The organism is Bdellovibrio bacteriovorus (assembly GCF_048286975.1).
GTDB lineage: Bacteria > Bdellovibrionota > Bdellovibrionia > Bdellovibrionales > Bdellovibrionaceae > Bdellovibrio > Bdellovibrio bacteriovorus_H.
The window spans coordinates 81,309-95,568 of record NZ_JBLVRT010000009.1 but is presented as its reverse complement, the minus strand read 5'-3'; the positions used below and the strand labels follow the sequence as shown (position 1 = coordinate 95,568).

General features: G+C 50.2%; 12 protein-coding genes. 5 read left to right on the top strand and 7 right to left on the bottom strand.

The genetic code is table 11. The features are described 5' to 3' along the window. Positions 1–107: 107 nt before the first annotated feature. The 3 genes from ACNQKP_RS18275 to ACNQKP_RS18265 form a co-directional block, all read right to left on the bottom strand. Positions 108–1,529, bottom strand: coding sequence for a hypothetical protein (locus ACNQKP_RS18275; protein ID WP_417866728.1), 1,422 nt, complete (start codon positions 1,527–1,529; stop codon positions 108–110). Further along, complete coding sequence (locus ACNQKP_RS18270; RefSeq protein ID WP_417866726.1) at positions 1,529–2,764, bottom strand: hypothetical protein; 1,236 nt, start codon at positions 2,762–2,764, stop codon at positions 1,529–1,531. Before ACNQKP_RS18270 ends, ACNQKP_RS18275 begins: the two co-directional genes overlap by 1 nt. Before the next feature lie 147 nt (positions 2,765–2,911). Next, the gene (locus tag ACNQKP_RS18265; protein ID WP_417866724.1) at positions 2,912–4,546 is read right to left on the bottom strand and encodes a hypothetical protein; all 1,635 of its coding nucleotides are present in this window, start codon (positions 4,544–4,546) and stop codon (positions 2,912–2,914) included. 162 nt (positions 4,547–4,708) lie between these two features. Between ACNQKP_RS18265 and ACNQKP_RS18260 the strand changes: the two genes are divergently transcribed. Both ACNQKP_RS18260 and ACNQKP_RS18255 read left to right on the top strand, forming a co-directional pair. After that, a complete protein-coding gene (locus ACNQKP_RS18260; RefSeq protein ID WP_417866722.1) occupies positions 4,709–6,271 on the top strand; it encodes a hypothetical protein in 1,563 nt (520 codons plus the stop codon). Between the two features lie 32 nt (positions 6,272–6,303). Then, a complete protein-coding gene (locus ACNQKP_RS18255; protein ID WP_417866720.1) occupies positions 6,304–6,975 on the top strand; it encodes an oxidoreductase in 672 nt (223 codons plus the stop codon). Positions 6,976–6,984: 9 nt separating this feature from the next. Here ACNQKP_RS18255 and ACNQKP_RS18250 read toward each other — a convergent pair whose 3' ends face one another. Further along, positions 6,985–7,425: a hypothetical protein gene (locus ACNQKP_RS18250; RefSeq protein WP_417866718.1), complete on the bottom strand. Its 441-nt coding sequence runs from the start codon at positions 7,423–7,425 to the stop codon at positions 6,985–6,987. A gap of 101 nt (positions 7,426–7,526) precedes the next feature. Further along, positions 7,527–8,735: a signal recognition particle-docking protein FtsY gene (ftsY, locus tag ACNQKP_RS18245; RefSeq protein ID WP_417866716.1), complete on the bottom strand. Its 1,209-nt coding sequence runs from the start codon at positions 8,733–8,735 to the stop codon at positions 7,527–7,529. Positions 8,736–8,899: 164 nt separating this feature from the next. Here ftsY and ACNQKP_RS18240 point away from each other — a divergent pair, with 164 nt between their 5' ends. The 3 genes from ACNQKP_RS18240 to ACNQKP_RS18230 are packed head-to-tail and all read left to right on the top strand — an operon-like array spanning position 8,900 to position 10,976. Continuing rightward, positions 8,900–9,673 carry a TIGR02147 family protein gene (locus ACNQKP_RS18240; RefSeq protein ID WP_417866714.1) on the top strand — a complete coding sequence of 258 codons (774 nt, stop codon included), beginning with the start codon at positions 8,900–8,902 and terminating at the stop codon, positions 9,671–9,673. Next, the gene (locus ACNQKP_RS18235) at positions 9,670–10,347 is read left to right on the top strand and encodes a hypothetical protein (RefSeq protein ID WP_417866712.1); all 678 of its coding nucleotides are present in this window, start codon (positions 9,670–9,672) and stop codon (positions 10,345–10,347) included. Before ACNQKP_RS18240 ends, ACNQKP_RS18235 begins: the two co-directional genes overlap by 4 nt. Positions 10,348–10,355: 8 nt before the next feature. Next, positions 10,356–10,976, top strand: a complete 621-nt coding sequence (locus ACNQKP_RS18230) for a hypothetical protein (protein WP_417866710.1) — start codon at positions 10,356–10,358, stop codon at positions 10,974–10,976. Here ACNQKP_RS18230 and ACNQKP_RS18225 read toward each other — a convergent pair. Both ACNQKP_RS18225 and ACNQKP_RS18220 read right to left on the bottom strand, forming a co-directional pair. Beyond that, positions 10,970–13,354: an FHA domain-containing protein gene (locus ACNQKP_RS18225; protein ID WP_417866708.1), complete on the bottom strand. Its 2,385-nt coding sequence runs from the start codon at positions 13,352–13,354 to the stop codon at positions 10,970–10,972. The genes ACNQKP_RS18230 and ACNQKP_RS18225 overlap by 7 nt on opposite strands. Next, positions 13,355–14,260 carry a hypothetical protein gene (locus tag ACNQKP_RS18220; protein WP_011163683.1) on the bottom strand — a complete coding sequence of 302 codons (906 nt, stop codon included), beginning with the start codon at positions 14,258–14,260 and terminating at the stop codon, positions 13,355–13,357.

Genomic DNA, 14,260 nt, shown 5'->3' with positions numbered 1-14,260 from the left:
GAAACCTCTTCAGGTCTTTTATATCCAAATAAAGTGCCAGCTGTACGGGGCCTATACTTGCGTACGGGAAATGTTTACTAGACAGGGGCCCCAATTTGTCACCCGTCTCAATTTGAGACAGACGGCGGAGGAAGATCGCCTGGGGCATCCGGATTTGGCAAATCAGGCATATTGTCAAACGGACCGGTTTCTGGAGATTTCTCGTCAGACTCCTCATTGCCTTCAGCCTGCTGGGCGCGCTCAGCTTCCTCTTGTTCTTTAGCCTTGCGCCGAGCTTCCTGAATCTCTTCCCATTGGGACTCATCGAAACTGTCGCTTTCATAGAAACGATTTTCCAGAAGCTGCTGCAACCCGACGGTCCACGGAAGCTTCTCTTCCCTGTACTGAGTAACGCCATTTTCATCTTGATAGGGAGTGCCCAAAACACCATAGTAAGGCACGCGATTCAAGTACATAGATGCATATTCAAAAACCGGATCATGACTCCCTTCCACGCGACGCACCTGCCGAGCAAAGCGGCGATAGCTGCCGACAATGGCACCCTTATTTGTATATACCAATTCAAAACGCGATTTCTGTATACCGGCTTTTTCAGCGAGATAGTCTGCGGGACCAAACTCAAGATCATCAAAGAAATCACAGTTTTTCTGACCCTCCACTGATGGAGGAGGACACACGCCTTCCGCACGGTCCAGATTGTCCGGAGACCAGGAAATCCGCATCAACAATGTCGGAGACATCCACAGACCCGAGTCATCAATATTCCACATAGTCGTTTTTAAATTCGGGCTGTGACTCAAATACCCCAACAAAATTGGATCATTGAACAATCTTTGAAACTGACGAATCAGTTCAGTTTCATAAAGAAGCTGAACCTCTGAAGAAGAAATCTCAGCAGAGCACTTCATCTGCTTCAGGAACTTCACCATCAGCGCAGATTCTTTGATCATATCCGCCTGCAAATCCTGAACAATATGATTGCGCACAAACTGACAAGAAATCCCTGTGCGAGTCATCAAGCCCTGTGCCGCCGCGAAATCTGACTTTGTCACCTGTTCCAGGATTGACTGGGTCTTTTTACCATACTCCGCTGCAAGCAAAGACGCGGACTTGTTCAGTGCCGATCCAACTGACTCAGCACGTTTGACGTGCTTCAAAGATCGCAATTGCTCCTGCAGGCGGGACTTCAATACCTGCCTTTCAAATTTTTCCTGCTCTGCCCCCAGATTAAAGGCGTCCACAGAATGGGCCCACAGCATCTTAACCACTTCCAGGTTGTCGGCCGCGATGGCAACGCCCATGGGTGTCTCTGCAAAGCCAGCAAAGGAAAACTCATGCACTTTTAAATTGGAAATACCTTTTTCAACCAGGGCCAAATTGCCCAGACGGGCTGCTGCCACGAGGTCTTTTTGGTTTTGGGTCATCTCTTTTTCAGCGGAAACCGTTTTAGCCATCGGTGCATACTTGCCGTTGTCGAACGAACAAGCCGCTAAAAACATCAATACACTAAGAACCAGAAGGTGCCTCATCAGTAGGTCCTCCTCTTGGGTTCAGTGCAGATTTCTGCTTTGAATTTATCCAAAGGGACGTTCACAAACTCGCGACGCTCGCCCGTATAAAGAGAGTAAAAGTCTGTCTCGATCAGCTTGCTCTGCGAATTGGCGAAACGGAAGATCGCATACAGACTTTGCACATTGCGATAATAGTGGGAGCAATACTTGGACTCCCCTTGACAGGCGTTCTCCCCCTCCGGATTGTTGTCGGTCATATAATAAGGATGGGAATAGTCCTCTCCAGACTGCTGCATAAGCTCGCGCACGAGCTCCACCCACTCGTCGCGCTGGCCTTCATTGGCAAAGCAATCACGCTTCAGCATCAGCATAGCCAATGGACTGACTTTCACCTGACTTGAAATCAAACCCAGATGATCCTGATGCCAGCCACCAGAAGGTACAACCACGGCCAACGAAGCCCCTTTGCGCATGGACACCAAAGACTTGATAAAGTCGATGGACTTGAAGCTTGATTGGAACTGATAAAGATATTCATACCCCACCCACTTATTAATTAACTCAGTCGAGAAACGCTGAGTTTCATCCGAGCAGGAGGTATCCTTCAACAAGGTATTAAATACTTCACGGGGCTTCATCTGATCAAAGACTTCGTAATAAAGACCCGGCATGGACGGATCTCGATTGAGGTACTCACGCTCCATAAGCATATTCGCGAATTTCTCACAACCACGATATCCAAGCTTGTATTCGTTAATACGATCACGGAACCTCTGCATCGAGGTCTCTGGAGCAAGCCCACTTTGCATTTTCTTCGGATAGCTTCGCAGAATATCCATCATCCCGTCCAGCTGAGCTGATTCAATCAGCTTTCCCATCGCCGCATCGTAGGTCAGTTTCTCTCGGCTTTCCTGATTCAGCACGAACGGACTTTGCCCGCTGATCAGCAGGAATTGCGCGACCTTCTGTTTTCCGTGTTTAATCGCCAGATCCAGCGCACTCACCGCACCACCGCGGGACAGAGCTGCCAGCTCGTCTTTACGCTGAACCAGGGCTTCAATGGCCTTTTCCTCGTCATCCCCGGCGATGACCTCATCCAGGCTTGCCACGTGTTCAGGCAGGGCCTGTTCTTCGATAAAGGTCACTGGAGCATGCCCCTTTGCCGGGTCCTTTTTAAAGGAACACCCTCCCGTTGCGATCAGCAACAGGCAAAGCAATCCAGACATGGCAAAACGAAGTGACACTTCCATCATCTTCGATATTTGCAAGCCCTATACCCGTAATATGAGCTTTTGAAAGGCCTTTGGCCGTCAAGACACTATCCAAAGAGACATTTAAGGGCGGCCACTTTGAAAGTGTCTCAAGATGAGAAAGGGCCCGGAACCGGGCCCTTTAAGTGGCTATCTCAGGGAATTCAGCAAACGGATGATATCCACATCCGGTGGCTGGGCGATCCCGGCACCTGGTTTCGGGCCGGTCAATTCATCCAAAGAATAGTCCATGCGGGCGTCATAGCGACGCTCCCACTGATTGCGCAACCATCTTTCACGGTCGTACCACAGACGCTTGTTTTCATCATCCATGCATGTCGCAAGCTCTTGCGGGGTTTTTGCCCCCCAACGAAGCTCCACACAATGATACGGGTCAAAGCTGATGTCGAAGACACGCTGACGAGCTTCTTCCAGATTCAACGTCACAGAACCACCCGCCGAATTGCGATAGACGAACTGACAAGCGCGGGATTCCCGCTCGTAAGTCGCCAAAAGATCAAGGGCGATATTGGCGCCGCTATATACAATCGCCGGATCGCCTGAACGCTGACGCTGCACCAGCGTGCGCGACTGATTCAAGATATCCATAAAGCCCACTTTCAGACGGGCATCTCTGGACGGAGAAGCATAGTCTTCCCATTCTCCTGTCGTCCCAAAGATATTCGTCGGCAGACGCTCTGGATGCGGCTTGCGATCCACGCCGGCTTTCACTGCCATATCCACCGCCACCACGCGGTCCTTCAAGTTCACGCAGATATCTGCCACCATCGCGCGCATATCCTGAAGCGGATCAATTTTTAAATCACCACTGGCCATCGCAATACGAAGATAGTCATAGTACGGGTACTGCGCTCCACGATACAGGAATTTACCTTTGTTCCATTCCCCGGCTGGGTCCGGTGAATTGCCATAGAACTGTTCAACACTGAAATTGGCAAGCTGCGTATTCAAAGCCCCGACGATTTTACCACCATAGTATTCACCATTGGCTCTGCGGGTTGCCCCCTGCAATGCCAACGGACGGAAGTTTTTAAATCCGGCACCATGACCCGGGAAACTGCGAGTGAATTTCGGCGTGTACATTCCCGAAGTCAGAGTGTTGTCCGGATGAGAGTCGATATAGAAAATCCGTCCGTCATCAGAAACGCGATGGATGATCGCCACATGTCCCGCGGGATCATAGATCACCGTGCCCGGACGAATGCCTTCACGATTGAGCTTAACCGGATAGAAATCAGTAAAACGAGCGGCATCTTTGTCACCCATCATACGGAAGGTCGCCGAATAAGTCATATCCACAATAGTTCGGTTCAACAACTGAACGGCGTTGGGATTGCTGGTGCGACTTGGAATGATGTCATAGCGACCGCTGACGGCATTACCAAATTTTGAATAGCGAGGGTCTTTATTTTCAGATCCCGGCAGCGTATTAACACTGCTGACAAGAGACATGGGAAGCCCGTTTTTCCATGCAAAGTAAGAGCGCAGATAATATGGCAGATCCGCACAGTCAGCAAACAGGCGCAAATCCGCCGGATCTGTCCCCGCATAAGGATTGGCTGTGCTGCGCAGACACGCATCCACCGTCTCACATTCGCGATTTTCCACGGCATTGCCCAAACGGGTGACGAACTCTCCAAAACGCTGTTCATCGGCAGCTGTCCACGATGGCTTGGTAATGCGCCATGCTTTGGAAGTCGTCTGAGCTTCCGCCAATCCTGGCAGAAGAATCAAACTCAACAGCAAAAACTTTCTCATCTTCATGAAACCTCCATGTGCCCAAAAAGGGCTCCGTTGATAAACAGTTTGACGGCTGAAAACAATCCTTTCAAAAATACCGCAGGTCTGGGGGCTGTCACGCTTCTTGCTGAGAGGGTTTGAGTCAATGACATAAGTTTAATAGATATACGTTTCTGGAGGACGTTCATGACAAAAATTACTACACGCCGACTCTGCTCTGCAGTATTGAGTTTGTTGATTGCCAGCTCTCCTATGCTGGGGGTTGCACAGGAAATCAGTTCCAGTGATGCCAATGCCAGTGTTAATGCCGCTGCGGTAGGCTTATCCAAAGCCAGCCTGCAAGTGGGTGGCAGATACTTTATCTCTGCGGATGCACTGAATGTTCGTAGCAGCAATTCGACCACGGCCTCCAACATTGTTGGCAAGTTGTCTATTAATGATGAAGTTGAAATCTATGATCTGCTGAATGAAGCCACGCCGCTGGTTCAGATCAAAATCATCAAGTCCGCCTCTGTTAAAGCGGATGCCGCTGCAGAACTGTTCGTTTCAAAAGACTATCTAAGCGCGAAACAACTGCAGACTGCAGCTTCCAAATACTTTGTGATTCAGAATGTCGCTACGGAAAAGACCCGTGTTTATGAGCGCTGCACAGAATCCCCAAGCTGCGCCCATAAGCTGGTGATGGAAACCGAAATGGTTGTTGGTCGTCCGGAAGAGGGTACTAAAACAGATCCTCATGCATTCAAAACCTGGCTGGGCCACGCACGTATCTCTGAGTGGATTAAATTCTATCAGGATGGTCAAGGTCACTATCCTCACTGGTATAAAGCCGGTCAGGATCTGAAAACGATTCCAGGTCCGATCACAGATGGCATGTCCAAGCTGGTCAGCTCCCGTAAATGGATGGTTGACGACGCTCAGGGCAACTCCACTATTTATGGAGCTTTCGGCTGGTATGCTGCCAAGATCACTCCGGCTGATGAAATCAACGGTATGAACTATCAGTGGATGCACGGAACAATGGGCTGGGGTAAAGACGGCGCAGCAGCGATTGAGCTGACTCGCGGCTTCTTCATGAACATGTTCTCCAACCCGGGTTCTGCTGGTTGTACTCGTCTGGAAAACCGTGCGATCGCTTACTTGCGATCCATCCTGGTTCCGGGCACTGATATTTACCGTGTCTATGCTCGTGAATCCACTCGTGAGGCGGAAGTGATCACTGGTATCTTCAAAAAGAAGACAACTCCATTGCCACGTTATGCGCACAACTTTGAAAAGCCAATGGTTTGGAATTACATCCTGTTGACTGATGGCGCTCAAAGAAGCGGTGGTTTGTCAGCTGACGCGAAAAACATCATCGACAAGGCTATTCCAGTAATTGATGGCCAAAACGTGATCGAACGCGGTACATATGATGTGGACCAGTACCCAAATGCCAACGAGTTGAACTATGGCAGATCAGCGGCTTCCGGCAAATCCGGTGACCGTTACAAAATTGACTCCGGCTGGGAAAAAGACGCTGCGAAAACAAACTTCACCGGTTACTTCCTGGTGGACGAAGGTCGCTTCATCGACTACAAACATCCGGACAGAACACGCACTAAAGGCGTGATCCGTGTGAGCGGTCTGGCGGACTTCAGAGATTCTGTTCCTGAGTTCCTGGCAACTTCAGGCAAACACAATCCTCCGAAGATCGTCTACAGAACTGAAAACGAATCTGATACAACAAGAAGAGGCGGCAACAACTAGTCGTCCTCTGAAAATCAGGAGATGACCGGCAAATGAATTATCCAACAGATATCTGCATTGCAGGTGCAACGGGGCTCGTGGGACACGAGCTCCTTTTGCTTTTAGCCCACCTTGATGAAGTCAGCTCCATCAAGGCTGTCTCGCGCAGCCCAATGGGCCGCATTCCTCCCCACGTCGAAAATATCATTCTGAATTTTGACAGCCTTGACCAGCGCAAGGATCTGCTGAAGGCCGGGGTTTTTATCTGCTGTCTTGGAACCACCATCAAAAAAGCGGGCTCGCAAGAGGCTTTCCGCAAAGTGGATTACGAATATGTGGTCAGCTTTGCGAAGGTCGCCGAAGCCTGTGGCGCCCAGAAACTCCTGGTGATTTCAGCCATGGGTGCTGACGCCGAGTCAGGGATCTTTTATAACCGGGTCAAAGGAGAAATGGAAAACGAACTGCGAAAATTAAAAATCCCGCAGATTGAGATCTTCCGCCCTTCATTGATTTTGGGTGAACGCAAAGAATCACGCACCGGCGAAGACATCGCCCAGAAACTCAGTCCAATTCTGAACAAACTGATGGTAGGACCGCTGAAAAAGTACCGAGCCATCAAAGCCAACACAATTGCCCGGGCCATGGCTATTGCCACCCTGAACTTCCACCCGGGCTTTCATGTTTACAAGTCAGATCATATTCAGCGCATCGCTGATCAGAAATAGTCGTTAAGACTATTCAGTGATCAGAGCAAATGGAACTGTGTATTTCGAAGGTTCGGAGTGACAGGTGTCATTGGTTTGTGCCACTTCAACAGATACATTCAGGGACTGAGGATAAATTTCTCCGTATTCAGTTCGGCCACTCACCATCAGCTTTACTGACAATCCTTCACCACAACCGCTCTGCCAGATATCGACCAAGGCACCTTGAGCTTTAAAATTCAATTTGTCTTCATTGTGACGGCTGGTATGAACCACATCCAGGAATGCCGGTACAGAATAATCCTGGCCCACCAACTCCAGTTGCTTTTCATCAGACGTCAGCAGGACTTTATCAACGCATAGAACAGAGGCAACACCGTCAGGTAAAGCCTCAGTGGCACGGAAGCAGGTTTGAGCCTGGGAAACAGCTGGCAATGCCAAAAGAACAAAAGCAAGAACGACGGATTTCATAAGAGCCCCCTTTTAGGTTTTGAGGCTCTTCTTATAACCGAATTGTTCCGGGAATTACGTCAGGAATTGGTCAGATCCCGGGGGCAATCCCCCGAGCCACGCTATTGAAACAGAGAGTTTACGAACTCTTGCGAAGAAAACGTGCGCAGGTCCTGAATTCGCTCACCCACGCCGATTAATTTGATCGGAATATGAAGTTCTTGCGCAAGGCCCACAGCCACGCCACCCTTCGCCGTGCCATCCATTTTAGTCAGGACTGCTCCGGTCAAAGTCAGGGCGTTATGGAATTCTTTAGCCTGCATCAAGGCATTCTGGCCCGAGTTCGCATCCAAAACGATCAGGGTCTCGTGTGGAGCCTCCGGGATCACCTTGGACATCACACGTTTCATCTTTTTGATTTCTTCCATAAGGTTGGCTTGAGTGTGCAAGCGACCCGCTGTATCCACGATCACCACGTCATAGCCCTGACCTTTGCCCTTGGCTACGGCATCAAAGGCCACCGCGCTTGGATCAGTCACACCTTCCGGAGAGAAAATCTCAACTTGAGCGCGGTCAGTCCAGACTTTCAACTGCCCGCCAGCTGCTGCACGGAACGTATCGCCTGCCGCCACCAGAACCTTTTTGCCTTCTGCCGCCAGCTGAGCGGAAATTTTCCCGATGGAAGTGGTTTTACCGGCCCCGTTCACACCAACAATCATCAGAACTGTCGGGCCTTCCGCCGCGAACTGAATCTTGGAAAGAATGCCTGTCCCCACTGAAGTGGAATGAGAACCCTGGAAGATGTTTTTGATTTCTTCCTTCAATGCTTCACGAACAGTGTCGTAATCCGCACGCTCTTTTTTGGAAAGCTTGTCTTCAATTGCACCCATCAGACGCTGTACTGTCGCCGGGCCCAGATCGCTGGTGTAAAGGATCTCTTCGATCTCTTCCAGATGTTTGTTGCTGGTTTCAGATTTGAACAGGTTGCGAATACGGCCGAAAAGATTTTCTTCGGTTTTCTTCAGTGCCACGGCCAGGTCCACGGCCTTTTCTTCAATCACCACCGCCGCATCATGCAGATCCGGCACGGACAAATCAGAAACCACATTGCCCGTGGAATCTATGTGTGCCAGCGCATGTTCTTCTGATTGTTCAGAAGTTGTCGGCATCTCGCGTTTGGCTTCGTGAGAAAGCTCCTGTGCGCGCAGCTGTTCACGTTTTTTCGCATTTTTCATCATGCCCAAGATCAGAGCACCGACAATCACCGCGAAAATAAGAACGATAGCCCCCACCAAAATTTCCATCTGCTGAGCATGCCCAGGTGACATCATAAATGAACCTCCGCAACAATGTGCGTCATTAAGATAAGAAAACACAACCTATGTACCGCATTTTAGAAGCCGAGACCAGAGCATTTTCCCAGCGTTTCAAAGTCTGAAACACTGTTTACAACATGTCGTTGACCGCCGGAACTGCCCTAAAATAGGTTGGGTCTATGGAAACACAATCCAACAAACACACAAACGATGCGATCACGCTTCTGAAAGATGAACTGGCTCGCCGCAAAGAGCGCAACAGCAACTATTCGCTGCGGGCTTTTGCTCAGAGCTTAAGCATCAGCCCAGCGCAGCTTTCGCAGCTTCTTTCCGGCAAACGTAACTTCACGACTGAAGTTCTGGGCACGATTTCCCGCAGCCTGCACCTGTCCCCCGAAGAAGAGCGTTCGCTACTCACCCGGACACTTTTGGAAAAAGCGCAGACGCCTCCCCAAGAACGCGCCAAAAGACAGTTGCAGGAAGATGAGTTCCGTTTGATTTCGGAATGGTATCACTTCGCGATTCTCAGCCTGGGAAAAATTCGCGGAGCCAAGGCAGATCCTCACTGGATTTCCGATCGCCTGGGGATTTCAGTCAGTGACGCCCGCGCAGCCTTGGAGCGTCTGCGCCGAATGGATATCATCGAAGACGGCAAAGCTCTGAAGCAAAAATCTGCACCGTTGAATGTGGTTAGCGAAGTCCCGTCTCGCGCGATTCAAAGCTATCACCAAAGTGTTCTGGAACTGGCCCTGACCAAGATGCCTCAGACCCCTTTAGACAAAAGAGATTTTTCGGCAATGACCTTCGCGGCCGATCCCGCCAAAATTCCTCAGGCCCGTAAAATGGTCGAAGAATTTCAGGATCAGTTGGCTGAGTTTCTGCAGACCCCGAATTCAAAAGAGATTTTTATTATCGCATGTCAGCTGTTCTCACTTGAAAGGACTCAATCATGAAAAAGTACATTCTTCTTTGCCTTCTGCTGGCTTCTTGCGCCAGTAAGGAACTTGCCATCAAGGGCGAAAAAATGGCCACAGCAGATGCGGTCGATCAGGCCAATCCCTATAATGTGGAAGTGTCTGCCGATATCATTCGTGAATTTTCCGATGACTATAATCTGCTTTTGCAAATCAATTTTGTCAGCAAAGATGGCAAATGGCTGCGAGTGGACAATGCCGAGCTGGATCTGTCCAATGCTGACAACGAACCCTTCAATATTATAGTCGGCAAGGACCTGGTGACCTGGGCCGAAGCCAAAGCTGAAGAACGCCGCATGGGTCTGCACAATAAAAGTGTCGGTGTCGGTTTAACTGCTTTGACCGGAGGCGCCCTCATCGTTGCGGGCGTTATCTCAAATAGCGATGCTTTGACCGCGGTGGGCACCGCCGCCTACTCGGGTGCAGCGATTTACTCGGTAGTCGACGGAGTTCAAGGAGCAAAAGCCAATGCTCAAGGCGTTGCGCGCGTTCCCGAAACTCATCTGTACTCCCCATTCAGCGTCCCGTCCATGAGTCTGGCCAAACGCTGGGTTCTGATCAATGTGCCCGGTGGTCGCATCAGCAAGCAGGCACATCTGAAGCTGAAGACCATCGAAGGCCAGACCCTGGATTACAAACTTACTTTTTGGTGAAGTGATTTATGAAAATAGTCTTTTTCTTCCTGATTCTGGCAACTTCTTTTTCGGCTTTTTCCAGTGGCAACCGCGTCGGCAACGGAGGTGACGTTGTCACCTGTCCCGAAAAAACAGAGCTGCTGGACTTTTACGAGTCCTCTTTAGTCCTGCACGACTTTGAAAGCACCGCAAGTTACGGGCAGATTGCAGAGCAAGTTCTGAAGAATCTGTCCCGCTTCAGCCCGACCCAGTCGCGAAACTATGTCCGTCGTCTGGGTCAGTTTATCGATGAAAGTGATTTCAAATCAGAAGTCACGTTGGCGGACATCAAAGACTCCCGACATCTGTTCCAGCCCAAAGATGAAGCCTGCAAAGTACAGCAGATTGCGATCCGCAAAAAAGAGGCGTCCGCCGCCTCCAAACGGTTCCTGGTAGATCAGGATCTGTGGAACAAACTATCCGAGCGCGGCAAAGCGGGCTTGATTCTGCACGAGATCATCTATGAACATTTCTATAAGCTGGGCGAGGATGACTCCATCAAGGCCCGACAGCTGAATGCATATCTTTTCAGTGAAAATGCCCAGAAAGACAAACCTGCCGAGTACTGGAAGATCATCCGCCAAATGAAAGTGCCGTTATATCAATAGTTGGCCATGCGGCGGCGTTGGACTTCTTCTTTATAGAAATTGCGCTCGAAACGGCGATATGATTCCAGGCGGACTTCGGTACCCAGGACATCCTTCATACGCGACAAAGTCTGGTTTTCCAGCTCGCGCATCTTTTCGATGCCTTCTTTGATAAAGTCCGGATGGATTTTTGATTTCTTGTCGGCCAGTTCCTTCACCAGGGCATTGGCGGATGAAATGACCTGAATGGACTTGTCTTCATCCACACGCCAGGTTTTCAGCAGATACTGGGAAGCCGCCTTGTAAAGCTTCTGCTGGAACTGGGCATCGGTATAGATATCCATATAGTTACGCGTGTAAATAACCGCATCTGTATAAGAGTCTTTGATCTCCTCCGCCTGCGGAGGATTGAATTTGCGTTTTTCCAGATCGTCCTGACGTTTCTTCGCTTCGTTGCTGACCATCGTCTGCATCGGCGTCTGGTCTTTCACCACACGGTCCACGACAATCTGACTGACGAAATACCCTACCGCTCCCATGGCAAGACCCATGGTGACCCAGCGAAGCTTTTCGCTTTTGCGTTTTTTCATCAGATCGACCGGTTTTTCACTCATTGAGGACTGGGACAAGGTCGCCACTTTGCCGTCGATGGCTTCGGCAATATGGTTTTCAACGGACTGACTGATATTGCGCCATTTTTCAGGCTCCATCAGCATCACGATCTCTTTTTCAATAGCCGAGTGGATGTCCTTCACCAGGGAGTTCTTCTTGCGGATCACGTCATCCAGCAGATCGCGCTCCATCTTTTGCAGGCGCTTGGACATATCCAGACGCATTTCTTCCAGACGCTCCTCTTCGGACTTCGCCATCTGGGTCTTTTCTTTTTCCAGCTTTTCGTTCAGGAAGATCTTCTGCGCATCGTATTCCTTAAACAGATGATTCTTTTTGGATTCGATGTCATGCACGTCCATGGTCAGATGGGCCTGCTTTTCCTGCAGACCTTTCAAAGAAGCTTCCAAGGCGGTTTTTTGCTTTTCCAGATCCGCATGGGAGGTCTGAAGCTCTTTCAGCAAAGCCTGGCCTTTCTCCACCTGCGACAGCAGATCGGAATTATCAGTACGGGTTTTGCTCAAATCTTCAGTGGCTTTTTGCAGTTCCGCCGTTCGGGCCGCAACGTTATTCATAAGTTCGTTCAAAACGGCCTGCTTTTCATTGCTGACAGCCGTGATTTCCTGAACTTTTTCGTTCGCCATTTGAATCTGCTGTTCACAGTCGGACTTGGCCTTCTGCAAAAGCTGGTCGGCGGTTTCCTTGGCTGTGGCTATCAAAGAAGCATTGTCATTGCGGGCTTGTTCAGATTCTTCGCGCAAGCGCGCCTCCGCATCGCGAATCTGCATGCGGGATTCATTCAGCAGTCTTTCGGCTTCAGCCTGGGCCTCCTGCAAAGTCCGCTGATTCAGTTCCTGGGCATTTTCCAGATCCGTGCGAATACGGGCTTGAGTTTCCTCGATCTGCAGTTTCGAGAAATCCAGAATACGGTCCGCTTCCTCGCGGCTGGTTTTAAGCAGCGCTTCGCTTTCCTGACGGGCCAGCTCACGACCGTGGGCAATGGCTTCGTCTTTCATTTTCTCGGCCGCAAGTGTGGCTTCCGAAATGATGTCTTCAGTGTCTTTGCGAGCCTTCTGGCGCAGGCTCTGAACGTAAGAATCGACTTCTTCACGCAGTTCCTGGGACATATTGCGCGCCTCATGCAGCAGGCTTTGCCCCTGCTTTTGGAAGTCCGCCAAGATGGCATCCGCTTCCTTGTGCGCTTCTGCCATGCGGGTCTGATAGAACAGCTCAGCCTGAGCCTGAGCTTCGCGGGCTTTCTGATAGATGACCTGCACCCGGCGTTCAGCCTGGGTTTCGCCTTCCATGATGATTTGCGCGGCTTTGCGCTTGGCTTCGTGCAGGATTTTTTCCGCCTGGAAAGGTGCCATGTTAGGTGCCGGCATGGCCACCGTGGCTTCCAGTGGGGCGTCTTCTTCTTCCGGCACGGTTGCCGCGGATTGAGAAATCGACGGCTCGGGTTCTGGTTCCGGTGCTGGCTCTTCGACGAAAAGATCCAGGTTCAGAATGTATTCAGACCGGCCCAGTTGAATACGATCCGAGGGAACCACGTTCACCGGGGTCCCCTGCACAATACGGGTGCCATTGATATAGGTCCCGTTGGAGGAGTTTTTATCCTCAATCCAGATCTGATTCCAACGACGGCTCACAACCAGATGAACCCGGCTGATATTGTTGTCGTTCAAGGACAAGTCACAGTCCAAAGAGCGGCCCATGGTGAACGAGTCCTTGTTCACCTCACGGCTTAGCACCTGATCCTTCCTGTGGATTGTGACTATAAACTTGTTCAATTAAGCTCCTCTGACCACCGCCGCAGTTTTTCCGATTTCCTTGTTCAGGGCATCTTCGGCCAAAGCTTCAACGGCATCACGATGTTCATCAAATGGGCGCTCATGAGCTGGGAAATTATTGTTGTCCGCGCGATACCACAACAAATCCAAAGAGCTCTCGAAACGGTCGATCATGGACACGTAAGCTCTTTCCGGGGAAAGAATCACGTTCGCCACGTGGGCCATCAACGAGAAGATGATCCCCGCAATGGATGTTTTCATCGCGAAAGAGATCTCGTGAAGGAAACGATCCATGATGTTTTTGGTGTTTTCCAGATCCTGCAGATTCATCGTGCCCAGTTCCTGCAAACCACCCGCGATACCGATGAAGGTACCCAGGATCCCCGCCACGACAAACAGACCTGGCAAAATAGAGATCAAGTCGTTCATACCCACCATCGGGATCACGCCAAACACCTTATTGAAACAAGGATTATGTTGCAAAGTCGCCTTGGTGATATTCAAAAGTTTTGGATTGTCATCCGTCCAGCGCAGGAACTTCACCTGTTTCAGGATGTCTTTCACCAGCCAGGCACAGCCCTGACGAACCAGGAACACACGGTCACTGGCGGACATCACATTGTCGGGCTTTCTGCGTTTCATGCGGTCGCGGATTTCAAATACTTCGTAATAGGTTCTTTCCAAAAGCTTTTTGGTCAGCACATAGAAAGACACGTTCTCGACTTTACCGGGAACTTCCGCTTCGATGAAACGATTCACACGTTTTTCAAATTCACGCGCGAAGGATTCATGGCGGCGGACCGTGTAGTAAATAACCGCGCGGAAGAACAAACCGACCAGAAAGACGGCGCCCATCACATACGGCAAACTTATAATAAAATATTCAGCAAATGCCTTCGTTGTCAC